General features: G+C 70.9%; 21 protein-coding genes. 16 read left to right on the top strand and 5 right to left on the bottom strand.

Annotated features, from left to right (window positions below):
- Positions 1-19 precede the first annotated feature (19 nt).
- The 8 genes from recG (at position 20) to mutM (ending at position 7,510) form a co-directional block, all read left to right on the top strand.
- A complete protein-coding gene (gene recG, locus GA0115234_RS23750; RefSeq protein WP_176729252.1) occupies positions 20-2,236 on the top strand; it encodes an ATP-dependent DNA helicase RecG in 2,217 nt (738 codons plus the stop codon).
- Between the two features lie 142 nt (positions 2,237-2,378).
- Positions 2,379-2,963 (top strand): 16S rRNA (guanine(966)-N(2))-methyltransferase RsmD, encoded by a 585-nt coding sequence (gene rsmD, locus GA0115234_RS23745; RefSeq protein ID WP_093545122.1) that lies wholly within the window; start codon positions 2,379-2,381, stop codon positions 2,961-2,963.
- A 26-nt stretch (positions 2,964-2,989) separates the two neighbouring features.
- The gene (coaD, locus tag GA0115234_RS23740; RefSeq protein ID WP_202554107.1) at positions 2,990-3,469 is read left to right on the top strand and encodes a pantetheine-phosphate adenylyltransferase; all 480 of its coding nucleotides are present in this window, start codon (positions 2,990-2,992) and stop codon (positions 3,467-3,469) included.
- Between the two features lie 98 nt (positions 3,470-3,567).
- A complete protein-coding gene (locus GA0115234_RS23735) occupies positions 3,568-4,659 on the top strand; it encodes a cell division initiation protein (protein WP_093545116.1) in 1,092 nt (363 codons plus the stop codon).
- Positions 4,660-4,828: 169 nt separating this feature from the next.
- Positions 4,829-5,503, top strand: coding sequence for a YceD family protein (locus tag GA0115234_RS23730; RefSeq protein ID WP_093545113.1), 675 nt, complete (start codon positions 4,829-4,831; stop codon positions 5,501-5,503).
- 2 nt (positions 5,504-5,505) lie between these two features.
- Positions 5,506-5,679, top strand: coding sequence for a 50S ribosomal protein L32 (gene rpmF / locus GA0115234_RS23725; RefSeq protein WP_003965982.1), 174 nt, complete (start codon positions 5,506-5,508; stop codon positions 5,677-5,679).
- 19 nt (positions 5,680-5,698) lie between these two features.
- Complete coding sequence (gene rnc, locus GA0115234_RS23720; protein ID WP_093545110.1) at positions 5,699-6,523, top strand: ribonuclease III; 825 nt, start codon at positions 5,699-5,701, stop codon at positions 6,521-6,523.
- A 117-nt stretch (positions 6,524-6,640) separates the two neighbouring features.
- On the top strand, positions 6,641-7,510 hold the full coding sequence (mutM, locus tag GA0115234_RS23715; protein WP_093545107.1) for a bifunctional DNA-formamidopyrimidine glycosylase/DNA-(apurinic or apyrimidinic site) lyase: 870 nt from the start codon (positions 6,641-6,643) through the stop codon (positions 7,508-7,510).
- Here the strand turns inward: mutM and GA0115234_RS23710 are convergent.
- A complete protein-coding gene (locus GA0115234_RS23710) occupies positions 7,507-7,902 on the bottom strand; it encodes a winged helix-turn-helix transcriptional regulator (RefSeq protein WP_093545104.1) in 396 nt (131 codons plus the stop codon). The genes mutM and GA0115234_RS23710 overlap by 4 nt on opposite strands.
- A 76-nt stretch (positions 7,903-7,978) precedes the next feature.
- Positions 7,979-8,890, bottom strand: a complete 912-nt coding sequence (locus GA0115234_RS23705) for a CAP domain-containing protein (RefSeq protein ID WP_093545101.1) — start codon at positions 8,888-8,890, stop codon at positions 7,979-7,981.
- A 145-nt stretch (positions 8,891-9,035) separates the two neighbouring features.
- On the opposite strand from GA0115234_RS23705, the gene GA0115234_RS23700 reads away from it, so the two are divergent.
- The 4 genes from GA0115234_RS23700 (at position 9,036) to GA0115234_RS23680 (ending at position 15,662) form a co-directional block, all read left to right on the top strand.
- A complete protein-coding gene (locus GA0115234_RS23700) occupies positions 9,036-9,317 on the top strand; it encodes an acylphosphatase (protein WP_093545098.1) in 282 nt (93 codons plus the stop codon).
- Between the two features lie 439 nt (positions 9,318-9,756).
- Positions 9,757-9,969 carry a hypothetical protein gene (locus GA0115234_RS23690; protein WP_018551753.1) on the top strand — a complete coding sequence of 71 codons (213 nt, stop codon included), beginning with the start codon at positions 9,757-9,759 and terminating at the stop codon, positions 9,967-9,969.
- A 337-nt stretch (positions 9,970-10,306) separates the two neighbouring features.
- Positions 10,307-14,038, top strand: coding sequence for an AAA family ATPase (locus GA0115234_RS23685; protein WP_093545095.1), 3,732 nt, complete (start codon positions 10,307-10,309; stop codon positions 14,036-14,038).
- Positions 14,039-14,243: 205 nt separating this feature from the next.
- A complete protein-coding gene (locus tag GA0115234_RS23680) occupies positions 14,244-15,662 on the top strand; it encodes a sugar porter family MFS transporter (protein ID WP_093545091.1) in 1,419 nt (472 codons plus the stop codon).
- Here the strand turns inward: GA0115234_RS23680 and GA0115234_RS23675 are convergent.
- Both GA0115234_RS23675 and GA0115234_RS23670 read right to left on the bottom strand, forming a co-directional pair.
- Positions 15,659-16,636, bottom strand: coding sequence for an LLM class flavin-dependent oxidoreductase (locus GA0115234_RS23675; protein ID WP_093545088.1), 978 nt, complete (start codon positions 16,634-16,636; stop codon positions 15,659-15,661). The two genes, GA0115234_RS23680 and GA0115234_RS23675, sit on opposite strands and share 4 nt — an antisense overlap.
- A gap of 58 nt (positions 16,637-16,694) precedes the next feature.
- Entirely contained in the window at positions 16,695-18,098 is a 1,404-nt protein-coding gene (locus tag GA0115234_RS23670; RefSeq protein WP_093545085.1) for a purine-cytosine permease family protein, read from the bottom strand.
- 109 nt (positions 18,099-18,207) lie between these two features.
- Between GA0115234_RS23670 and ftsY the strand changes: the two genes are divergently transcribed.
- Positions 18,208-19,419, top strand: coding sequence for a signal recognition particle-docking protein FtsY (gene ftsY, locus GA0115234_RS23665; RefSeq protein ID WP_093545082.1), 1,212 nt, complete (start codon positions 18,208-18,210; stop codon positions 19,417-19,419).
- Positions 19,420-19,546: 127 nt separating this feature from the next.
- Here the strand turns inward: ftsY and GA0115234_RS23660 are convergent, their stop codons facing one another.
- The gene (locus GA0115234_RS23660; protein WP_093545078.1) at positions 19,547-20,206 is read right to left on the bottom strand and encodes a bifunctional DNA primase/polymerase; all 660 of its coding nucleotides are present in this window, start codon (positions 20,204-20,206) and stop codon (positions 19,547-19,549) included.
- A gap of 424 nt (positions 20,207-20,630) precedes the next feature.
- Here GA0115234_RS23660 and GA0115234_RS23655 point away from each other — a divergent pair, with 424 nt between their 5' ends.
- The 3 genes from GA0115234_RS23655 (at position 20,631) to GA0115234_RS23645 (ending at position 24,169) form a co-directional block, all read left to right on the top strand.
- A complete protein-coding gene (locus GA0115234_RS23655) occupies positions 20,631-22,112 on the top strand; it encodes a transcriptional repressor NsdA (RefSeq protein ID WP_093545075.1) in 1,482 nt (493 codons plus the stop codon).
- A gap of 369 nt (positions 22,113-22,481) precedes the next feature.
- Positions 22,482-23,834: an ammonium transporter gene (locus tag GA0115234_RS23650; RefSeq protein ID WP_093545073.1), complete on the top strand. Its 1,353-nt coding sequence runs from the start codon at positions 22,482-22,484 to the stop codon at positions 23,832-23,834.
- A complete protein-coding gene (locus GA0115234_RS23645) occupies positions 23,831-24,169 on the top strand; it encodes a P-II family nitrogen regulator (protein WP_093545070.1) in 339 nt (112 codons plus the stop codon). Before GA0115234_RS23650 ends, GA0115234_RS23645 begins: the two co-directional genes overlap by 4 nt.
- The last annotated feature ends 23 nt before the right edge of the window (positions 24,170-24,192 follow it).

Below are 24,192 nucleotides of genomic sequence, written 5' to 3'. Positions count from 1 at the left end.
GTCAGTGGAGTGGTGTGCAATGGATCGCGTGTCTGCGTTCGATGAACCCCTCAAGAAGCTGCTCGGCGGGGCCACCGCGAAGGTGATGGCCGAACACCTCGACCTGCACACGGTCGGTGATCTGCTCCACCACTACCCGCGGCGGTACGAGGAGCGCGGCCGGCTCACGGCACTGGCCGACCTCCCGCTGGACGAGCACGTGACGGTGGTCGCCCAGGTCGCCGACGCCCGCGTCCTGATGTTCAACAACGGCCGGGGCAAGCGCCTCGAAGTGACCCTGACCGACGGCCACGGCCGCCTCCAGCTGGTCTTCTTCGGCCATGGCGTCCACAAGCCGCACAAGGAGCTGCTGCCCGGCCGGCGGGCGATGTTCGCGGGCAAGGTCTCCGTCTTCAACCGGAAGATGCAGCTGGCCCACCCCACGTACCAGCTGATGGACGCCGAGTCCGTCGACGAGGCCGGGGCCACGGAGGCGGTGGACGCGTTCGCCGGGCGGTTGCTGCCGATCTACCCGGCCTGCAAGCAGCTGGACTCCTGGCGGATCGCCAAGGCCGTCGACACCGTGCTGCCCAGCGCCCGGGAGGCCGTCGACCCGCTGCCGCCGAGCCTGCGCGAGGGCCGCGGGTTCACCGCGCTCCCCGAGGCGCTGCTCAAGGTCCACCGCCCGCAGACCAAGGCGGACATCGCCGAGGCCAGGGACCGGCTGAAGTGGGACGAGGCCTTCGTCCTCCAGGTCGCGCTGGCCCGCCGCAGATACGCCGACACCCAGCTCCCGGCCGCGGCCCGCGGCCCCCGGTCCGGCGGACTGCTCGACGCCTTCGACGCCAAGCTGCCCTTCACCCTCACCGACGGGCAGAGCAAGGTCTCCAAGGAGATCTTCGACGACCTCGCGACCGAACACCCGATGCACCGGCTCCTCCAGGGCGAAGTCGGATCGGGGAAGACCATGGTCGCGCTGCGCGCCATGCTCCGTGTCGTCGACGCGGGCGGGCAGGCCGCCATGCTCGCGCCCACCGAGGTGCTCGCCCAGCAGCACCACCGCTCCATCACCGAGATGATGGGTGAGCTGGCCGAGGGCGGCATGCTCGGTGGCTCCGAGCAGGGGACGAAGGTGGTGCTGCTCACCGGGTCGATGGGCGTCGCGGCCCGCCGCAAGGCGCTCCTGGACCTCGTCACCGGCGAGGCCGGGATCGTGATCGGCACCCACGCCCTGATCGAGGACAAGGTGCGGTTCCACGACCTTGGCCTGGTCGTCGTCGACGAACAGCACCGCTTCGGCGTGGAACAGCGCGACGCCCTGCGCTCCAAGGGGAAGCAGCCGCCGCATCTGCTGGTCATGACGGCCACCCCCATTCCCCGTACGGTCGCCATGACCGTCTTCGGCGACCTGGAGACCTCCGTACTCGACCAGCTCCCGGCCGGCCGCTCGCCGATCGCCAGCCATGTCGTCCCCGCCAAGGACAAGCCGCACTTCCTCAGCCGCGCCTGGGAACGGGTGCGGGAAGAAGTGGAGAACGGACACCAGGCGTACGTCGTCTGTCCCCGCATCGGTGACGACGCCGAGGACGAGGCGGCGGGGAAGAAGGCGAAGAAGAAGACGCCCGAGGACGACGGCGAGAAGCGCCCGCCGCTCGCCGTGCTGGAGATCGCCGAACAGCTCGCCAAGGGCCCTCTGTCCGGTCTGCGCATCGAGGTGCTGCACGGCAGGATGAATCCGGACGACAAGGACGACGTGATGCGCCGCTTCGCCGCGGGCGACGTCGACGTCCTGGTCGCCACCACCGTCATCGAGGTCGGCGTCAACGTCCCCAACGCCACCGCCATGGTGATCATGGACGCCGACCGCTTCGGCGTCTCCCAGCTCCACCAGCTGCGCGGCCGGGTCGGGCGGGGCTCCGCCCCCGGGCTCTGCCTGCTGGTCAGCGAGGCCCACGAGGCCGGTCCCGCCCGCGCCCGGCTCTCCGCCGTCGCCGCCACCCTCGACGGCTTCGAGCTGTCCCGGATCGATCTGGAACAGCGCCGCGAGGGCGATGTCCTCGGCCAGGCCCAGTCCGGGGTCCGCTCCTCGCTGCGGATGCTCACCGTCATCGACGACGAGGAGGTCATCGCCGCCGCGCGCGAGGAGGCCGTCGCGATCGTCGCCGCCGACCCGGAGCTCACCCGCCTCCCGGAGCTGCGGACCGCACTGGACGCGCTGCTCGACAAGGAGCGTGAGCAGTACCTCGACAAGGGGTGACGCGAGCAGTGCCTCGACAAGGGGTGAGGAGGAGCCCGCGGGACGCCGGGCGCGCGGGCCCGATCGGCCGCCACGCCATATCGTGGGTGGCACGGCGCCGCGGCACCCCGCGGGCCGCCCACGAACCGAGGACCAGACACCCATGACCCGCGTGATCGCCGGCTCGGCCGGCGGACGCCGCCTGGCCGTTCCGCCCGGCACCGGCACCCGCCCCACCTCCGACCGTGCGCGCGAGGGCCTCTTCTCCACCTGGGAAGCCCTCCTCGGCACCCTGGAGGGCATCCGTATCGCCGATCTGTACGCGGGTTCCGGGGCCGTCGGCCTGGAGGCGCTCTCCCGGGGCGCGGTGCACGCCCTTCTCGTCGAGGCCGACCCCAAGGCCGTGCGGACCGTCCGGGACAACGTCCGCACGCTCGGTCTGCCCGGCGCCGAGGTCCGCACCGGCAGGGCCGAACAGATCGTTACGGGACCGGCGCCCGCGGAGCCGTACGACGTGGTGTTCCTGGACCCGCCGTACGCCGTCACCGACGACGATCTTGGCGAGACACTGCTCACACTCCGTGCCCAGGGGTGGCTCACGGACGATGCTCTCGTCACCGTGGAACGCAGCACCAGAGGCGGAGAATTCGGCTGGCCCGAGGGATTCCGACCGTTGCGGGCCCGCCGATACGGCGAAGGAACGCTTTGGTACGGTCGCGCCGCCTCTACGTGCGAAGACGCACGATGACCGGACCGGAGAGCGAGGGAACCAAGTTGCGCCGCGCCGTCTGTCCGGGGTCTTTCGACCCCATCACCAATGGACACCTCGACATCATTGGCCGCGCCTCGAAGCTGTACGACGTCGTACACGTCGCGGTGATGATCAACCAGTCCAAGAAGGGCCTCTTCACGGTCGACGAGCGGATCGACCTGATCCGCCAGGTCACCGCGGACTTCGGCAACGTCCAGGTCGAGTCCTTCCACGGCCTCCTGGTCGACTTCTGCAAGGAGCGCGACATCCCGGCGATCGTGAAGGGCCTGCGGGCCGTCAGCGACTTCGACTACGAGCTCCAGATGGCCCAGATGAACAACGGCCTCTCCGGCGTCGAGACGCTCTTCGTGCCGACCAATCCCACCTACAGCTTCCTGTCGTCCTCGCTGGTCAAGGAGGTCGCCACCTGGGGCGGCGACGTGTCCCACCTGCTCCCCCCGCTGGTCCAGCAGGCCCTCACCGAGCGTCTCGCCCGCGACTGAAGCGCTGACGGTCCGTCACCAGGTGTCGGACGGGCGCCGACTGGCCTTACAGTCGTCCCGTCCGTCTCCAATCGGCTGTAGAGAGTGGCGAGCACACGGTGGACGTGCAGAAGAAGCTGGACGAGATCGTCGAAACGGTCGGGAACGCCCGGTCGATGCCCATGTCGGCTTCGTGCGTGGTCAACCGCGCCGAACTGCTCGCGATGCTGGAAGAGGTGCGCGAGGCCCTGCCCGGCTCGCTCGCCCACGCGCAGGAGCTCATCGGCGGCCACGAGCAGCTGACCGAGCAGGCCCGCCAGGAGGCCGAGCGGATCATCGGGGCCGCCCGCGCCGAACGCACCTCGCTGATCTCCGACACCGAGGTCGCCCGGCAGTCCCGCGGCGAGGCCGACCGCATCCTGGAGGAGGCCCGCCGGGAGGCCGCCGAGGTCCGCGCCGAGGCCGACGAGTACGTCGACAGCAAGCTCGCCAACTTCGAGGTCGTCCTCACCAAGACCATCGGCTCCGTCGACCGCGGCCGCGAGAAGCTCCTCGGCCGCGGCCAGGCCTTCGACGCGCAGGGCTACGAGGACCCGGACTTCGCCGAGGCCCCCGAGCGCAGCACCGACCCGGCCACGCTCCAGCGCCGGGCGGACGAGTACGTCGACACCAAGCTGGGCGCCTTCGAGGCCGTGCTCGCCAAGACCCTGGAGGCGGTCGGCCGAGGCCGGCAGAAGCTGCACGGCCGGGTCGCCACCGATGAGCTCGGCGCGCACGTGGCCGCCCAGGACGCGGCGGGCAACCAGGCGCACATGAGCGACGAGGACCACTGGGCCGGCCTCGCCGAGATCGCCACCCCCGAGCCGCAGCCGGTGCACCAGCAGGCCCAGCCGCAGTTCCCCGCCCAGCCGCAGCCCGGCTACGCGGAGACCTACGCGTACCAGGACCAGCCGCAGCAGGACATGCAGAACATGTACGGGTACCAGCAGCAGCCGGACCCGTACGCCGCGGCCTATCAGCAGCAGGGCTACGACCAGGGCCAGGGACAGGCCCAGGTGCCGGTCCAGGGGTACGACGGCTGGCAGCAGCAGCCCGTGCAGCCCCAGCAGGCGCTCCAGCAGCAGGGCGAGAGCGCCCTCGACGAGACCAGCCTGTTCGACACCAGCATGATCGACCTGGACCAGCTCCGCCGGTACGAACAGGAGCACTGACCGGGCAGGGGCGGGCCCGGAGCACGCTCCCGGGCGGCCCCGACCGCCCGGATTGGGAGCTGGGCGGCGCGTCCAGTATCCTGGCTCTTCGGTCGCGCGTATGTCCGCGATCCCGGCTGCCCGCTTCGACTCCGAATCCGGTCGGCCCTCCCCACGATGTGCGTTGCACATGATTGCGAAAGCAGGAACAGCCCTGAACGGCCACCTCGACCACCGAAACCCCCTCGTGTTCGATACGCACGAGCTGGGCCGGCGTCCCGGTGCCCTCCAGCGGCTCTCCCGCACGGTGGACGCACCCGGTCCGCCGTCGGTCCTCGGCATCGAAGGGGTCATCGGTGTGCCGGAAGGCGCACCCGTGGAGCTGGACCTCCGCCTCGAATCGGTCATGGAAGGGGTGCTTGTCACAGGCACCGCCCGTGCGTCGGCCGAGGGGGAGTGCGTAAGGTGTCTGGAGCCGCTGCGCCTTGAGGTCGCGGCGGACTTCCAGGAGATGTTCTCGTACCCTGACGCCGATGACCGGGGCCGCAGCACCAAGGCGGAACCGGCCGACGACGCCGAGGACGACGAGGACAGGCTCTTCATCGAGGACGGCCTGTTCGACCTCGAACCAGTGCTGCGCGATGCGGTGGTGCTCGCACTGCCGATGCAGCCGGTGTGCCGGGAGTCCTGCGCCGGCCTGTGTTCCGAATGCGGAATCAGGCTGGACGAGAATCCTGGTCACCACCATGATGCCGTCGACATCCGTTGGGCGGCATTGCAAGGACTCGCCGACACCGTTCAGGACGGCGAGAAGGACAACATGGGCGGCGCCGAAGCGGGCGTCGACGAGAAGCAGGAGAAGTAGCCGTGGCTGTTCCGAAGCGGAAGATGTCGCGCAGCAACACGCGCCACCGCCGGTCGCAGTGGAAGGCTGCGGTCCCCACCCTGGTTTCGTGCGAGCGTTGCCAGGAGCCGAAGCTGCAGCACATCGCGTGCCCCAGCTGCGGCACGTACAACAAGCGCCAGGTCCTCGAGGTCTGAGCGGCTGGTGAGAGGCCCGATGTCTGAGTTGTCCCACGCCAAGAAGAAGGCAGACAACGTCAACACAGCCTCGTCCCACACGCTTCTGGAAGGGCGGCTCGGGTATCAACTCGAGACCGCCCTTCTGGTGCGTGCGCTGACCCACCGTTCGTACGCATACGAGAACGGCGGTCTGCCCACCAACGAGCGGCTCGAATTCCTCGGGGATTCGGTGCTCGGCCTGGTGGTCACGGACACGCTGTACCGCACCCACCCCGACCTGCCCGAAGGCCAGCTGGCCAAGTTGCGGGCCGCGGTGGTCAACTCTCGTGCGCTGGCGGAAGTGGGCCGCGGCCTCGAACTCGGCTCCTTCATCCGGCTCGGCCGTGGTGAAGAGGGCACGGGAGGCCGGGACAAGGCGTCCATCCTCGCCGACACCCTTGAAGCGGTGATCGGCGCGGTCTATCTCGACCAGGGCCTCAGCGCGGCCTCGGAGCTGGTCCACCGGCTCTTCGACCCGCTGATCGACAGGTCCTCGAACCTCGGTGCCGGCCTGGACTGGAAGACCAGCCTCCAGGAGCTCACCGCCGGCGAGAGCCTCGGAGTCCCCGAGTACCTCGTCACGGAGACCGGCCCGGACCACGAGAAGACCTTTACTGCTGCTGCTCGCGTCGGTGGTGTCTCGTACGGCACCGGCACCGGTCGTAGCAAGAAGGAAGCGGAGCAGCAGGCGGCGGAGTCCGCCTGGCGCGAGATCAGCGCCGCCGCGGAGGAGCGGGCGGCCGCGGCGAAGGCCGCGGCCGACGGAGGGGCCGCCGACGCGTCGGCCGGTCCGTCGTCGTCCACGGACGCCGCTCCGGCCTGACCCCCGGAACCCCTCGGTGCCCTGTGCGCCGGGGGGTTCTTCCTGCCCGGAACCGCACGGTCCCGGGCGGATCACCACGTCACCACTTCGTCACGTCATCACTTCAGGAGCGAGACCGTGCCCGAGCTGCCCGAGGTCGAAGTCGTCCGGCGTGGCCTGGAGCGCTGGGTCGCCGGACGCACCGTCGGCGAGGTCGAGGTGCTGCACCCGCGTGCGGTCCGCCGCCATCTCGCCGGAGGCGCGGACTTCGCGGCCCGGCTCGGCGGCGCCCGGTTCGGGACGGCGATGCGCCGCGGCAAGTACCTCTGGGTGCCGCTGGACGACGCGGCCGCCTCGCTCCTCGGCCACCTCGGCATGAGCGGCCAGCTGCTCGTACAGCCCGAGGACGCACCGGACGAGAAACATCTGCGCGTCCGGATCCGCTTCGACGACGCCCTCGGCACCGAACTCCGCTTCGTCGACCAGCGGACCTTCGGCGGGCTCTCTCTCCACGAATGCGCCGCTGACAGCACGGACGGGCTGCCCGACATCATCGCGCACATCGCCCGCGACCCCCTGGACCCGGCGTTCGACGACGCCGCCTTCCACACCGCCCTGCGCCTGCGCCGTACTACCGTCAAGCGGGCCCTGCTCGACCAGTCGCTGATCAGCGGTGTCGGCAACATCTACGCGGACGAGGCGCTCTGGCGCAGCAGACTGCACTACGACCGGCCGACCGCGACCCTCACCCGCCCCAAGTCGGCCGAACTGCTCGGCCATGTCCGCGACGTGATGAACGCGGCGCTCGCCCAGGGCGGCACCAGCTTCGACAGCCTCTACGTCAATGTGAACGGCGAGTCCGGCTACTTCGACCGCTCGCTCGACGCCTACGGACGCGAGGACGAGCCCTGCCACCGCTGCGGTACGCCGATCCGCCGCCGCTCCTGGATGAACCGCTCCAGCTACTTCTGCCCACGCTGCCAGCGGCCGCCGCGCGCGACGCTCTAAGAGCCTGTCGGATGCGTCGCGTCGTAGTGCTCGCGGGCCCGGAGCACCTCGGGCATCCGGCCCTCGACGAGCTGGATCAGCGCGAGCAGTCGTTCGGCGACCTGTCGGCCCAGGGGCGTCAGCTCGTAGTCGACGCGCGGCGGATTGGTCGGCTGGGCCTCGCGGTGGACCAGGCCGTCCCGCTCCAGGGCGTGGAGCGTCTGGGAGAGCATCTTCTCGCTCACCCCGTCGACCCGGCGACGCAACTCGTTGAAGCGGAAGCCGCCTTCGTACAGTGCGCCCAGCGTCAGGCTGCCCCAGCGCCCGGTGACATGCTCCAGCGTGCCGCGTGAGGGGCACTGTCTGGAGAACACATCGAAGGCGAGCGCGTCCAGACGGGTCTTCTCGTCCATACCGAGCAGCGTACGCCCGCACAGCGCTCACCGCCGGAGTGCGCTTTCGGTGGGTGAGCGCTGGGCCGGGTGTGGGTCAGAAGCCGAAGTCCTGAGTCCACCAGGGGCCGTCGGAGCCGTAGTGCACACCGACGCCGAGTGTGCGGTAGTCGCAGTTGAGGATGTTCGCCCGGTGGCCGTCGCTGTTCATCCAGGAGTCCATCACGGCCTGTGCGGTGGCCTGGCCGCGGGCTATGTTCTCGGCGGCGAGGCCCTGTACGCCGGCCTTGGAGGCGCGGTCCCAGGGCGTCCGGCCGTCGGGGTCGGTGTGGTCGAAGAAGCCGCGCGCGGCCATGTCCTCGCTGAAGTCCTGGGCGAGCGAGGCGAGCGAGGGGCTGGCGGTCAAGGGGGTGCAGCCGGCCTTCGCGCGCTCCTGGTTGACCAGAGCGAGCACGGCGGACTGGACGGAGGAGCCGGCCGGGGCCGTGGCGCTGCGGGTGGCGGGCGCGGAGGTCTTCGGTGCGGCCGACGGCTTCCGGGCGGCGGGGGCGGTGCTCTTCCCGGTACCGGCCGAGGCGGAGTCCGACGGCGCGGCCGGGGACGGTTTCGGCCGCCCGGTGTCCCGGGACGCCTTGGAGCGGGCGGACGCGGGGGACCCGGAGGGGGATTCCGCAGTCGGGCCTCCGGCGCGTCCGGTGCCGCGGCCGGCGGACTCGGTACCACGGTCGGGCGGGGCGGTGGAGCCGCCCTGGGTCAGCAGATCCGGGGTGCCCTCTGCACGCACCCGGTCGCTGCCGCCCCCGCCGACCGTGAAGGTGTCGCCACCGGGCACCAGGCCGGAGGCCACCGCGACGGCTCCCACGGCAAGGGCCGCGGAGACGCCGACCAGTCCCGTACGGACCGGTGCCCCGGACCGCTTCCTGCGGTGCCCGCCGTGCTTCAGGTCCGTGTCCCCGGCCGCGTGGTCCTCAGCGGCCGGAACGGTGGCGGAGCGTCGATGGCGTCCCATCTGCTGAGCCCTTCTGACGGTCTGGACGCCGGTTCCGGCGTCAACACGATTCACCCGTTGGAGTGAGGCCATTGCGTCGGGACTGTACGCCATGGCCCCACGGCCGGATGTGCTCCAAGGCCGATCGGCCGGTTAGCGTGCGGGCATGAACGAAGATGTACGGCTCACCGCTTGGGTACGCGGCCGAGTGCAGCAAGTCGGCTTCCGCTGGTTCACCAGGGCGAACGCACTGGAGATCGGCGGTCTCACCGGCTTCGCGCTCAATCTCGACGACGGCAGGGTGCAGGTCGTGGCCGAGGGGCGGCGTGAGGATTGCCACCGTCTGCTGGACTGGCTGCGCTCGGACGACACACCCGGCCGTGTCGACGGAGTCACTGAGATATGGGACACCCCGCGCGGTGGTTACGAGGGATTCGCGATCCGCTGATCCGGGTCTCTTCCGGGGGTGCGAAGCGGGCTGTGTTCGGACCGTGTTCGAAATACGGCGAAGGGTCACCCGGCGGGGTGCTCATCTGCGTACACATGAAATGACCTGCGGAATGTCCGGGTGGTTGCCAAGATTCGGTTGGCGTGCCAGGCTGCGGCAGTAAGGATGATCTCCACGCCCCTCAGGGCCCCGCAGGAGAGTCGCGCCGCATGATCGTCAAGCCGCGCGCCCCCGGGCTGCCCGTCTCTACAGGGCGTGATCGTGTTGACCGTCAAAGTTTTTGGTGAGACGCTGAAATCCCCGCGCACCTTAGCTGTTTGGCAGAGCTGTTTGGCAGCAGAACAGCAGTGACGACAGAGCGCTGCCGAGCACCGCGGGTGCGATTCCCTCACGACCCACACCGCATCGGTCGGTCACTCAGTGTGGAGGACCATCCATCATGGCAAAGGCGCTTCTCGGTTACGTCGGCGGTTCCGACCCGCGACTCCTCGCCGAGATGCGACGGCTCCAGCAGCGCGTCCAGGATCTCGAATCCGAGCTCGTACGGATTCAGGACGAGAACGACGCGCTGAACGCCGCCGCCCAGCACCAAGAGTCGCTGCTCGACAGCATCGACATCGACGTACCTCAGGCGGAGCCGGCGCTTACCTGACCGATGGCCCCCAGGGGCCGGTCGAGTCGTACGCGTCAGCCGTCCGAGAACATCGCCCGGATCGTCGCCGGATCATTGAAGATCACTACTCTTGATCTGTCACTCTCGTGACATGTCCTTGATCCGTCATGCGCAGCTGCACCAGTACCACCGTGCGTAACACCGCACAAGATTTACAAGGGGCGCTTCGGCGTCCCTTCTTTCTTTTCCCGCCCGCGATCCTTTTCCGCCCGGACCTGTGCGGCAGCCGCCCCCGGCATACGCCCCTTCCCTTAACGTCTGATGTGCCCTGCACCTTCATCAGCGAAACCGAGAGCGAAAGGTAGAGTCCGGCGGCGTGCACCTCAAGGCCCTGACCCTGCGTGGTTTCAAATCGTTCGCCTCCGCCACGACGCTGCGGTTCGAACCCGGCATCACCTGCGTCGTGGGCCCCAATGGGTCCGGCAAGTCCAATGTGGTGGACGCGCTCTCCTGGGTCATGGGGGAACAGGGCGCCAAATCCCTGCGCGGCGGCAAGATGGAAGACGTGATCTTCGCCGGAACCACCGGGCGGCCGCCGCTCGGCAGGGCCGAAGTATCGCTCACCATCGACAATTCCGATGGCGCACTGCCCATCGAGTACGCCGAAGTGACGATCACTCGGATCATGTTCCGCAATGGCGGCAGCGAGTACCAGATCAATGGCGACACCTGCCGTCTCCTGGACATCCAGGAACTCCTCTCGGATTCCGGTATCGGCCGCGAGATGCATGTCATCGTCGGCCAGGGCCAGCTCGACTCGGTGCTCCACGCCGATCCGATGGGTCGTCGCGCGTTCATCGAGGAAGCCGCGGGTGTGCTCAAGCACCGCAAGCGGAAGGAGAAGGCGCTGCGGAAGCTGGACGCGATGGGCGCCAACCTCGCCCGCGTCCAGGACCTCACCGACGAACTGCGGCGCCAGCTGAAACCGCTCGGCCGACAGGCCGCCGTGGCGCGCCGGGCCGCCGTCATCCAGGCCGATCTGCGCGACGCCAGGCTGCGGCTGCTCGCCGACGACCTGGTGCGGCTGCGCACGGCGCTGCGCAGCGAGATCGCCGACGAGGCGGCGCTCAAGCAGCGCCGGGAGGCGGCGGAGGCGGAACTGAGGGCGGCCCTCGCGAGCGAGGCGGAGCTGGAGGACGAGGTACGGCGGCTGGCGCCGCGGCTCCAGCGCGCCCAGCAGACCTGGTACGAGCTGTCCCAGCTGGCCGAGCGGGTGCGCGGCACGATCTCGCTGGCCGACGCCCGGGTGAAGAGCGCCTCCGCCCCGCCGGAGGAGGAGCGGCGGGGCCGCGATCCCGAGGACATGGAGCGGGAGGCGGCCCGGATCCGTGAGCAGGAGGCGGAGCTGGCGGCGGCGCTGGAGGCCGCGGAGCACGCGCTGGAGGACACCTCGGCCCACCGCGCCGACCTGGAACGGGAGTTGGCGGCAGAGGAGCGCAGGCTGAAGGACGCCGCCCGCGCCATCGCGGACCGCCGCGAAGGGCTCGCCCGGCTGAACGGCCAGGTCAACGCGGCCCGCAGCCGGGCCGGTTCGGCGCAGGCCGAGATCGACCGGCTGGCCGCCTCCCGGGACGAGGCGCGGGAGCGGGCGGTCGCCGCCCAGGAGGAGTACGAAGAGCTCAAGGCCGAGGTCGAGGGCCTGGACGCCGGTGATCAGGAGCTCGGCGAGCAGCACGATGCCGCCAAGCGGGAGCTCGCGGAGGCGGAGTCGGCGCTCTCCGCGGCCCGGGAGGCGGCCACCGCCGCGGAGCGGAAGCGGGCCGCGGTCGCGGCCCGCCATGAGGCGCTGGCCCTCGGCCTGCGCCGCAAGGACGGCACGGGCGCGCTGCTCGGGGCGCAGGAGAGGCTGTCGGGCCTGCTCGGTCCCGCCGCGGAACTCCTGACCGTGGCGCCGGGGCACGAGGTGGCGGTGGCGGCGGCCCTGGGCGCGGCGGCGGACGCGGTCGCGGTGACGGACCCGGCCACGGCGGCGGAAGCGATCCGGCTGCTGCGCAAGCAGGACGCGGGACGGGCCGCGCTGCTGCTCGGCGGGGCGCGGGGCGGGGTCCCCGATCAGGGGGGCGCCCATGGTGCGGGGGCGGCCGGCGGTGCTGCTTCCGGTGTGGCCGGTGCTGATGCCGGTGCCGGCGGTACCGACGCGTCCGCCGTGCACGTACCCGGACAGGTGCAGGGGCCGGGCGAGGCGGACGGGCCGCTCGTGCCGGTCCGTGTCGCGGCCGTCGCCGTGGGCGGGGGGTCCGCCGAAGGGCCGCCCGCCGTGGCCGATCTCGTCCGCGGGCCCGTCGAACTGATGGGCGCCGTACGCAGGCTGGTGCGGGACATGGTGGTCGTCGGCACCCTGGAGGACGCCGAGGACCTCGTCGCCGCGCGCCCGGAGCTGACGGCCGTGACCGCCGAGGGGGACATCCTCTCGGCCCACTTCGCGCACGGCGGTTCCGCCGGGGCGCCGAGCCTCCTCGAAGTACAGGCCTCGGTCGACGAGGCCGCCGCCCAGCTGGAGGAACTGGCCGTGCGGTGTGCCGGGTTGAGCGAGGCGCAGCGGCTCTCGGGGGAGCGGCGCCGGGCCGTGGCCGGGCTGGTCGAGGAGCTGGGTGAGCGGCGCCGGGCCGCCGAGCGGGAGAAGTCCGGGGTCTCCCAGCAGCTGGGGCGGCTGGCCGGGCAGGCCCGTGGCGCGGCGGGCGAGGCCGAGCGGATGACGGCGTCGGCCGCCCGTGCCCAGGAGGCCCTCGACCGGGCGGCCGAGGAGGCGGAGGAGCTGGCCGAGCGGCTGCTCGTCGCCGAGGAGACGCCGGTCGAGGAGGAGCCGGACACCTCCGTGCGGGACCGGCTCGCCGCCGACGGTGCCAACGCCCGCCAGACCGAGATGGAGGCCCGTCTCCAGCTGCGTACCCACGAGGAGCGGGTCAAGGCGCTCGCGGGCCGGGCGGACTCCCTCGACCGGGGCGCCCGTGCCGAACGGGAGGCCCGTGCCCGCGCCGAGCGGCGCCGGGCCCGGCTGCGGCACGAGGCGGCGGTGGCCTCCGCCGTCGCCTCCGGCGCCCGTCAGCTGCTCGCACACGTCGAGGTGTCCGTCGTACGGGCCGAGCGGGAGCGGGTGGTGGCCGAGGCGGCGAAGGCGGAGCGGGAACGGGAGCTGGCGGCCGAGCGTGGCCGGGGCCGCGACCTCAAGGGCGAGCTGGACAAGCTCACCGACTCCGTCCACCGCGGCGAGGTGCTCGGTGCCGAGAAGCGGCTGCGGATGGAGCAGCTGGAGACGAAGGCGCTGGAGGAGCTGGGCGTCGAGCCCGCCGGGCTGGTCGACGAGTACGGCCCCGACCAGCCCGTACCGCCGTCACCGGCCGCGGAGGGCGAGGAGCTGCCGTCGGACCCGGAGCATCCGCGCAACCAGCCGACGCCGTTCGTCAGGGCCGAGCAGGAGAAGCGGCTGAAGTCGGCCGAACGGGCGTACCAGCAACTCGGGAAGGTGAATCCGCTCGCCCTGGAGGAGTTCTCGGCGCTGGAGGAGCGGCACAAGTTCCTCTCCGAGCAGCTCGAAGACCTGAAGAAGACCCGGGCCGACCTGATACAGGTCATCAAGGAGGTCGACCAGCGGGTCGAGCAGGTGTTCACGGAGGCGTACCGGGACACGGCCCGCGAGTTCGAGGGCGTCTTCTCGCGGCTCTTCCCGGGCGGCGAGGGCCGGCTCGTCCTGACCGACCCGGACAACATGCTCGCGACCGGTGTGGACGTCGAGGCGCGGCCGCCCGGCAAGAAGGTCAAGCGGCTCTCGCTGCTGTCCGGCGGCGAACGCTCGCTCACGGCGGTGGCGTTGCTGGTCTCCATCTTCAAGGCCCGGCCGAGCCCGTTCTATGTGATGGACGAGGTCGAGGCGGCGCTCGACGACACCAATCTGCAGCGGCTGATCCGGATCATGGAGGAGCTCCAGGAGAGCTCGCAGCTCATCGTGATCACGCACCAGAAGCGGACGATGGAGGTCGCCGACGCGCTGTACGGCGTCTCGATGCAGGGCGACGGTGTCTCGAAGGTCATCAGCCAGCGTCTGCGCTGAGCCTTTACGCAATCTTCAAGACTTCGACCTGTCCTCCGGGTGTTCCTGGGTAGCTGTAGGCACCGACCGCATATTGATTTCGAGATCTGAACGAATAATCTCTGCGGCGTCGTCTTTTCCTTCAAGTGGTGGCAGTCGAGAAGTTATGCGCCACTTGGAGGAGTTTCCAGCCACCTGACGGCGCGGCCAGGCATCAGGAGTTCATGTGACCAGCACCTCGCAGGGACCGGAGTCCGGAGCACGGGCGGCCCACCCGGACCACCTCGGCCATGTCATCTTCATCACCGCGGCCGCCGCCATGGGCGGCTTCCTGTTCGGCTACGACAGCTCCGTCATCAACGGCGCCGTCGAAGCGATCCGCAGCCGCTACGACATCGGCTCCGGAACGCTCGCCCAGGTCATCGCCATCGCCCTGATCGGCTGTGCGATCGGCGCGGCCGCCGCGGGGCGCATCGCCGACCGCATCGGCCGCATCCGCTGCATGCAGATCGCCTCCGTGCTCTTCACCATCAGCGCCGTCGGCTCCGCGCTCCCGTTCGCGCTCTGGGACCTGGCGATGTGGCGCATCATCGGCGGCTTCGCCATCGGTATGGCCTCGGTGATCGGCCCGGCGTACATCGCGGAGGTCTCGCCGCCCGCCTACCGCGGCCGGCTCGGTTCCTTCCAGCAGGCGGCGATCGTCATCGGCATCGCCATCTCCCAGCTGGTCAACTACGGCATCCTCCAGCTAGCCGACGGCGACCAGCGCGGCAAGATCGGCGGCCTCGAAGCCTGGCAGTGGATGCTGGGCGTCATGGTCGTCCCGGCCGTCCTGTACGGGCTCCTGTCCCTCGCGATCCCCGAGTCGCCGCGGTTCCTGATCTCGATCGGCAAGAAGGACCGGGCCCGGACGATCCTGGCGGAGGTCGAGGGCAAGGGCACCGACCTCGACGCCCGGGTGGCCGAGATCGAGACCGCCATGCACCGCGAGCACAAGTCCAAGTTCACGGATCTGCTCGGCAGCCGCTTCGGGTTCCTGCCGATCGTCTGGGTCGGTATCGGCCTGTCGGTCTTCCAGCAACTCGTCGGCATCAACGTGGCGTTCTACTACTCGGCGACGCTCTGGCAGTCCGTCGGCATCGACCCCACCGCTTCCTTCTTCTACTCGTTCACCACGTCCATCATCAACATCATCGGTACCGTCGTCGCGATGGTCCTGGTGGACCGGGTGGGCCGCAAACCGCTCGCCCTGGTGGGCTCCACCGGCATGGCCATCGCCCTCGCCTTCGAGGCCTGGGCCTTCTCCGCCGACCTGGTCGACGGCAAACTGCCCAGCCCCCAGGGCGCCGTGGCGCTCGTCGCGGCCCATGTCTTCGTGCTCTTCTTCGCCCTGTCGTGGGGTGTCATCGTCTGGGTCTTCCTCGGCGAGATGTTCCCCAACCGGATCCGCGCCGCCGCGCTCGGCGTCGCGGCGTCCGCGCAGTGGATCGCCAACTGGGCGATCACCGCGAGCTTCCCGAGCCTGTCCGACTGGAACCTCTCTGGCACGTACATCATCTACGCCTGTTTCGCCACGCTCTCGATCCCCTTCGTGCTCATGTTCGTGAAGGAGACCAAGGGCAAGGCGCTGGAGGAGATGGGTTAGGGCCGCGCGTCCGGCGCGACCGCCTCGCAGAACAGACGCAGGCTGCGCCACCCCTCCTCGACCGGCATCCCGCCGCACAGCGGATGCAGCACCAGGCTGTCCAGCTCCCCGGCCGCCGCGGCGCACTCCTCGGGGGTGACGATCCGGTAGACCCCCTCGGCCCGCAGCTCCGCCACCGTCGTCGCCGCCGAACGCACGGCGGAGCGGATGTCCTTGGACTGCCAGGAGGCGTAGGTGCGCGCCTCGTGCAGGAAGTGCTCGCCGTACTCCGCCCAGGTCCGGTCCGGGTCCCGCGACACGTGCAGCAGCGGGGTCTCGGCGGCGGGCATCATGCAGAAGCCGTCCGTACCGGCCTCGGTGCGCCGCTCCTGGTAGTACGCCTCCAGCTCCGGCAGATGGGCGCTCGGGAAGAACGGCAGCCCGAACCGGGCCGCCCGCCGCGCCGCCGCCCGCGAGCTGCCGCCCACCAGCAGCATCGGATGCGGCCGGGTGTACGGGCGCGGCGTGACACGGACCGTGCGGCCCCGGTACGGGAACGGCTCACCGGTCCACGCCCGCAGCAGCGTCTCCAGCAGCTCGTCCTGGAGCCTGCCGCGCCTGCCCCATTCGACACCCGCCCGCTCGTACTCCTCGGGCCGGTAGCCGATCCCCGCCACCGTCACCAGCCGGCCGGCGCTCAGCAGGTCCAGGACCGCGATGTCCTCGGCCAGCCGCAGCGGGTCGTGCAGCGGGCCGATGATCGCCGAGACGGTGACCGCGATCCGGCGGGTGGTGCCGAAGACCGAGCCCGCGAAGACGAAGGGGGAGGGCAGCCAGGAGTTGGCGGCGCCGTGGTGTTCCTCGGTCTGTACGGTGTCGACGCCGTGCTCGTCGGCGTACGCGGCCATCTCCAGCGCGGCGCGGTAGCGGGCCGAGAGCGGCCCGGGTGCGGCATCGGGATCGACGAGATTGAACCGGACCACTGTGAAGGCCATGAGACTTGTCCCCATCGTCGGGCGGACTCGGCGAGCCGGGACAGTAGCTGACGTGGCGTCAGAAGTGTAGGGACGTGCCGCCGTCGCTTTCCCGGGCCCGTCCGGCGGGACGCGGCAGGATCGCGTACAGGGCGGCGGAGACCGTGATCGTGGCCGCCCAGCCGAGGCCCTGGCGTCCGGGCCAGGTGGTGGCGAGCGGTCCGGAGAACCACCGCACGCTCGTGAGGAGCAGGCCCGCCGCCAGCCCCGCGGCCCATGCGGTCACGGCCGGTACGGAGAAGCCCCCGGTGTACCAGTAGGCGCTGGTCGGCGTGGTGTCCAGGAGCGCCACCGGATCGTACGCGCGGCCCCGCAGCAGATCCACGGCGAAGACCCCGATCCACGCGGAGAACGTCACGGCGAGGAGGTTCAGGAAGGAGACGAAGGTGTCCAGGAAGCCCGCGGCCGTGAGCATCAGCGACGCGCCCAGGAGGAGGCTGATGGCGGCGTTCACACCGACCGCCCAGACGCGGGGGACCGTGAATCCCAGTGTCTGCGCGGTGAAACCGGCCGAGTACATCGACATCGCGTTGATCAGCACCATGCCGACCACGATGAGCAGCAGATACGGCACCGAGAGCCAGCCGGGCAGCAGGGGGCCGACGAACGCGACCGGGTCGCGGGTGACCGCCAGACCCGGCTCGGCGACCGCCATCACGGCCCCCATCAACACCATCGGCAGATACGCGATCCCGGCGCCGCCCACTGTCGCGGCGACCATCGCCCGGCCGGACGCCGTGCGCGGCAGATAGCGGGCGAAGTCGGGGCCCGACGGGGCCCAGCTGATGCCGCCCGCCGCCAGGGTGCCCACCCCGGCGATCACCATCCCCGTCGGCCCGGCGGGCCTGCCCAGCACCTCCCGCCAGTCGGTCGCGCCGATCAGATGGATCAGGACGAGCACACTGACGCCGCCGAAGAGGTACGCCGACCAGGTGCAGCACACCCGCAGCGCTCCTATGCCCAGCCCCGACACCAGCCAGCTGCACCCCACGAAGACGAGCAGGGTCACCAGGGTCAGGCTGTGGTTGCCGGTGACGCCGAAGAGCAGGCCGAGCACGGCGAGCACCGCGTAGGTGCCGGTGACCGCGTTCACGGTCTCCCAGCCCCAGCGGGCGACCCAGGTCAGCGCGCCGGGCAGCAGATTGCCGCGCTGCCCGAAGACGGCCCGGGAGAGCGCCATGCCGGGTGCCCCGCCCCGCCTGCCCGCGATCGAGACCAGGCCCACCAGCCCGAAGCCGATGACCGAGGCCAGGACCGCGACCACCAGCACCTGCCAGAGATTCAGACTGTCGAGGACGACGAGCCCCGCGCCGACGGTGAGCAGGAGCACGGTCAGGTTCGCGCCGACCCAGGTGGGGAAGAGGGTCCGGACCCGGCCGGTGCGTTCGTTGTCGGGGACGGGCTCCAGGCCGCGGGTCTCCACGGGCAGAATCGTACCTTTACCGCCAAAAGGTGCATAACTCTCAAGGGGATACTCGGGTGATCCTTCGGGGCGGTCCCCTCGGGCGGGCGTGACTGATACTGGGTGGGTTATGGAATTCGTCATCCTTGCTGTAGTCATCGCCCTGGTCGCGGTCGGCGTGATCAGCGGGCTCGTGGTCAGCAGCCGCAAGAAGAAGCAGCTGCCCCCGGCACCGCCGAGCACGCCGACCATCACTCCCTCCGCCGAGCCCCGTGTCGGCGAGGAAGCCGAGACGCCGCGCGAGGAACCGCGCCGCACCATCGAGGAGGCCGGTCCCCCCGCGGCCGAGGCTCCCGCCGAGGAGGCCCCCGGGGCCGTCGAGCCGGAGGCGCCCGCCGCCCCCGCCCTCGACGTGCCCGAGCCCACCGCAGGCCGTCTGGTGCGGCTGCGCGCCCGGCTCGCCCGCTCGCAGAACTCCCTCGGCAAGGGGCTGCTCACGCTCCTGTCCCGCGACAACCTCGACGAGGACACCTGGGAGGAGATCGAGGACACCCTCCTCACCGCCGACGTCGGCGTCGCGCCCACCCAGGAGCTCGTGGAGCGGCTCCGCGAGCGCGTCCGCGTGCTCGGCACCCGTACCCCCGAAGGGCTGCGCGCGCTGCTGCGCGAGGAGCTCCTCACCCTGCTGGGCACCGACTTCGACCGCGCGGTCAAGACGGAGAGCGGCCTCGACACCCCCGGCGTCGTGATGGTCGTCGGCGTCAACGGCACCGGCAAGACCACCACCACCGGCAAGCTGGCCCGGGTGCTCGTCGCCGACGGCCGCAGCGTCGTGCTCGGCGCGGCCGACACCTTCCGGGCCGCCGCCGCCGACCAGCTCCAGACCTGGGGCGAGCGCGTCGGCGCCCGCACCGTGCGCGGCCCCGAGGGCGGCGACCCCGCCTCGATCGCCTTCGACGCGGTGAAGGAGGGCATCGCCGAGGGCGCCGATGTGGTCCTCATCGACACCGCCGGCCGGCTGCACACCAAGACCGGGCTGATGGACGAGCTCGGCAAGGTCAAGCGGGTCGTGGAGAAGCACGGACCGCTGGACGAGATCCTGCTCGTCCTCGACGCCACGACCGGGCAGAACGGCCTGGTGCAGGCCCGGGTGTTCGCCGAGGTCGTGGACATCACCGGCATCGTGCTCACCAAGCTGGACGGCACGGCCAAGGGCGGCATCGTCATCGCCGTCCAGCGCGAGCTGGGCGTACCGGTGAAGCTGGTCGGCCTCGGCGAGGGCCCGGACGACCTGGCCCCGTTCGAGCCGGAGGCGTTCGTGGACGCCCTGATCGGCGACTGACGACACCGCGCGCAGCACCCGAGGAGCCCGACCGCACGGCACGGCAGCGGTCGGGCTCCTCGGCGCTACGGGACCGGCGCCGGTTCACGGGACCGGCCCCGGCGCGCTCGGTCGCGCGGTGATGCGTTCAGCCGCACAGCGGAGCGCGGTGGCAGCTGTACGCCAGCGTGCCCAGCAGCAGCCGCGCCTGCGGCGGCGCGGCCGCCGTGTCCAGCACCGGCGGGCGCAGCCACCGGACCGGGCCCCGGCCGCCCTCGTCGGACGGCGGGGCGGTGATGTGGCAGCCGGGCCCCAGCGCCCGCAGATCCAGCCCGGCGTCGTCCCAGCCCATCCGGTACAGCAGCTGCGGGAGCTCGGCGGCGGCCCCGGGGGCCACGAAGAACTGGGCCCGCCCGGCCGGGGTCACCGCGACCGGGCCGAGCGGCAGCCCCATCCGCTCCATCCGCACCAGGGCCCGGCGCCCGGCCGCCTCGGCGACATCGAGGACATCGAAGACGCGGCCCACCGGCAGCAGCATCGAGGCGCCCGGCACCCGGGCCCACGCGTCGGCCGCCGCGTCGAGCGTGGCGCCCGCGGGGACCTCGGGGGCGAAGTCCAGCGGATGGGCGCCGGGGGAGGGGCAGTCCGCCCGTCCGCAGGAGCAGCGGCCGGCCGCTGCCCGCGCTCCCGGCGCGACGGCCCAGCCCCACAGTCCCGTGTACTCGGCCACTGCCGTGCATTCGGCCGCACGGCCGCGGCGCCGTGAGCCGGTGCGCATCTCTCGGATGCCGCCGATCGTGAAGCCCATGCCCCCTCCAACGGGTCCGGCTCGCCGGTGGTTACGACGTGCGTGGGAGTCGTGACACTCCGCCGTCGCTGTCGGTCCGGAGTGCGCCGGTGGCATTCGGAGCGCGCGGGATCGTTCATGCGCTCCGAGCCGCATCACTGCGCCCCCTGCTGACCGCTATGTGTCAAGTGAATCGCGCCCGACGGGGGTGGTGTTCATTCAAAGGGGTGGCGAATGGTGGCGTTTCTGTAATCACCATGGCCCCAGGGGTGATCGTAGGATTACCGTCGGTACACGAACCATGGAAGTATGTGCGCCCACGGGTATGCCGGAGGCAACCCGATTCCCTGTTCGATGGTGCGCACCCTCTGCATGGGCGGCATCGGCTCAGGGCATTCTGGTAATGGTTCGCGCGACAGGTATTCAGCGGGATGGGGGCGTTCCAGTGAGTGGCAGCGGCGCAGGCGATTCGACGAATGCCGGTAAGCGCCCCAACGGGCAATTGAGCTCATGGTTCGTGCGAAGCGGCTGGTCGAAGGGCGAGCTCGCGCGCCAGGTGAACCGCCGGGCGCGTCAGATGGGCGCCCACCACATCAGCACCGACACGTCCCGGGTGCGGCGCTGGCTCGACGGCGAGCAGCCGCGCGAGCCGATCCCGCGCATCCTCTCCGAGCTCTTCTCGGAGCGCTTCGGCGCCGTCGTCGCCATCGAGGACCTCGGGCTGCGCGCCGCGCACCAGTCCCCGTCCGTGGCCGGTGTCGACCTGCCCTGGGCGGGCCCGCAGACCGTCGCCCTGCTCAGCGAGTTCTCCCGCAGCGACCTGATGCTCGCCCGGCGCGGATTCCTCGGCTCCTCGCTCGCCCTGGCCGCCGGACCCGCGCTCATCGAGCCCATGCAGCGCTGGCTGGTGCCCGTCGCCGCCGCGGGCCCCGCCGAACAACCCGAACCGGCGGCCGTGTCCCACCGCCCCTCCCGGCTCTCCGGCCCCGAGCTCGACCTGCTGGAGTCCACCACCGCGATGTTCCGCCAGTGGGACGCGCAGTGCGGCGGCGGGCTGCGCCGCAAGGCCGTCGTCGGACAGCTCCACGAGGTCACCGACCTGCTCCAGGAGCCGCAGCCGGAGGCCACCGCCAAGCGGCTCTTCCGGTGCGCCGCCGAGCTGGCCGAGCTGGCGGGCTGGATGAGCTACGACGTCGGCCTCCAGCCCACCGCCCAGAAGTACTTCGTCCTCGCGCTCCACGCCGCCAAGGAGGCCGGTGACAAACCGCTGGGCTCGTACGTCCTCTCCAGCATGAGCCGCCAGATGATCCACCTCGGACGGCCCGACGACGCCCTCGAACTGATCCACCTCGCGCAGTACGGCAGCCGGGACTGCGCCACCCCGCGCACCCAGGCCATGCTGTATGCGATGGAGGCCCGCGCGTACGCCAACATGGGCCAGCCCAGCAAGTGCAGACGAGCCGTCCGGATGGCCGAGGACACCTTCCTCGACGTGGGGATCGACGGCGAGCCCGAACCCGACTGGATCCGCTTCTTCACGGAGGCCGAGCTCAACGGCGAGAACTCCCATTCCTACCGCGACCTCGCCTATGTGGCGGGCCGCAGCCCCACGTACGCCTCGCTCGCCGAGCCCTTGATGGAGAAGGCCGTCCAGCTCTTCGGCGAGGACGACGAGCACCAGCGGTCGTACGCGCTCAATCTGATCGGCCTCGCCACCGTCCACCTGCTCAAGCGCGAGCCCGAGGAGTCCACGGTCCTGGCCGGGCAGGCCCTGCGCGTCGCCAAGAGGATCCGCTCCGAGCGGGTCAACACCCGGCTCCGCAAGACCGTCGACACCGCCGCCAGGGACTTCGGGGACATCCCCGAAGTCGCCAGGCTCACCGATCTCCTCACCGAACAGCTGCCGGAGACCGCGGAAGCGGTCTGAGCAGCACCCCCGGCCCCGGCCACGGCGACCACCCCGCACAGACCGACTTCGGCTCCCCCCATTGCCAGGTCAGCGGGTGGTCGGCGTGGCCGGTTCGCGTTGCCGTGCCCGTACGGAAGAGTCGGCACCGCACCGTATGCGGCCACCGCCGCAGGGCGGGCCCGGCACCGGTCGCGCCACCGGTGGTTCATGGCCGCGTAACACACCGGACCTCTTCGTCACCGCCGTGAAACACCGTGCGGCATCGGCGGAAACCGCGCTGGGCGAATCTCGTGGCCATAACCGGCCCGCACCTTTTCCCAGTGGTCCCGCACGTGGTGCCGCTCCCCATCACCCGCACGCGGCCGCACCGAAGACGAGGAGACGCCGATGCCCCCAGGCATCACGACGCTTGCCGCAGACACCCCGACACTGTCTGCCGCCAACACCGGGTTCATGCTGATCTGCTCCGCCCTGGTGATGCTCATGACCCCGGCCCTGGCCTTCTTCTACGGAGGCATGGTCCGCGTCAAGAGCACCCTCAACATGCTGATGATGAGCTTCATCAGCCTCGGGATCGTCACGATCCTGTGGGTGCTGTACGGCTTCAGCCTCGCCTTCGGCTCCGACGTCGGCTCCTTCCTCGGCTGGAGTTCGGACTACGTCGGGCTCAGCGGGATCGGCGTCACCCAGCTCTGGGACGGCTACACGATCCCCGTCTACGTCTTCGCCGTCTTCCAGCTGATGTTCGCCGTGCTCACCCCGGCCCTGATCAGCGGCGCCCTCGCCGACCGGGTCAAATTCACCTCCTGGGCCCTGTTCATCACGCTCTGGGTCACCGTCGTCTACTTCCCCGTCGCCCACTGGGTCTGGGGCGCCGGCGGCTGGCTGTACGAGATGGGGGTCATCGACTTCGCGGGCGGCACCGCCGTCCACATCAACGCCGGTGCGGCGGCGCTCGGCGTGATCCTCGTCATCGGCAAGCGCGTCGGCTTCAAGAAGGACCCGATGCGGCCGCACAGCCTGCCGCTCGTCATGCTCGGCGCAGGTCTGCTCTGGTTCGGCTGGTTCGGCTTCAACGCCGGCTCCTGGCTCGGCAACGACGACGGCGTCGGCGCGGTGATGTTCGTCAACACCCAGGTCGCCACCGCCGCCGCGATGCTCGCCTGGCTCGGCTACGAGAAGCTCCGTCACGGCTCCTTCACCACCCTCGGCGCGGCCTCCGGCGCGGTCGCCGGACTCGTCGCCATCACCCCGTCAGGCGGAGCGGTCAGCCCGCTCGGCGCCATCGCGGTCGGCGCGATCGCCGGAGTGCTGTGCGCCATGGCCGTCGGCCTGAAGTACCGGTTCGGCTACGACGACTCCCTGGACGTGGTCGGCGTCCACCTCGTCGGCGGCATCGCCGGTTCCCTCCTCGTCGGCCTCTTCGCCACCGGCGGAGTCCAGTCCGACGCCAAGGGCCTCTTCTACGGCGGCGGCCTCGACCAGCTCGGCAAGCAGGCCGTCGGCGTCTTCGCCGTCCTCGCGTACTCTCTGGTCGTCTCCGCGGTCCTGGCCTTCCTCCTGGACCGGACGATCGGGATGCGGGTCACCGAGGACGACGAGATCTCCGGCATCGACCAGGGCGAACACGCCGAGACCGCGTACGACTTCAGCGGCGCGGGCGGCGGAGCGGCCCTGCGTACCGCGGGCTCCGCCCAGGGCAGCACGGCAGCAGCGAGGACCAAGAAGGTGGACGCATGAAGCTCATCACCGCAGTCGTGAAGCCGCACCGGCTGGACGAGATCAAGGAGGCCCTCCAGGCCTTCGGCGTCCAGGGCCTCACGGTCACGGAAGCCAGCGGATACGGACGCCAGCGCGGCCACACCGAGGTCTACCGGGGCGCCGAGTACACCGTCGACCTCGTACCCAAGATCCGTATCGAGATCCTGGTCGAGGACGAGGACTCCGACGAGCTCATCGACATCGTCGTGAAGGCCGCCCGCACCGGCAAGATCGGTGACGGCAAGGTCTGGAGCGTGCCGGTCGACACCGCGGTCCGGGTCCGGACCGGCGAACGCGGCCCGGACGCGCTCTGACCGACGCCCCCGAACGAAAGGCA

This window comes from Streptomyces sp. DvalAA-43, assembly GCF_900091725.1.
GTDB classification, from domain to species: Bacteria; Actinomycetota; Actinomycetes; order Streptomycetales; family Streptomycetaceae; genus Streptomyces; species Streptomyces pulveraceus.
Note: the sequence above shows the minus strand (reverse complement) of the source record. Positions and strands in the feature narration are given on the sequence as shown.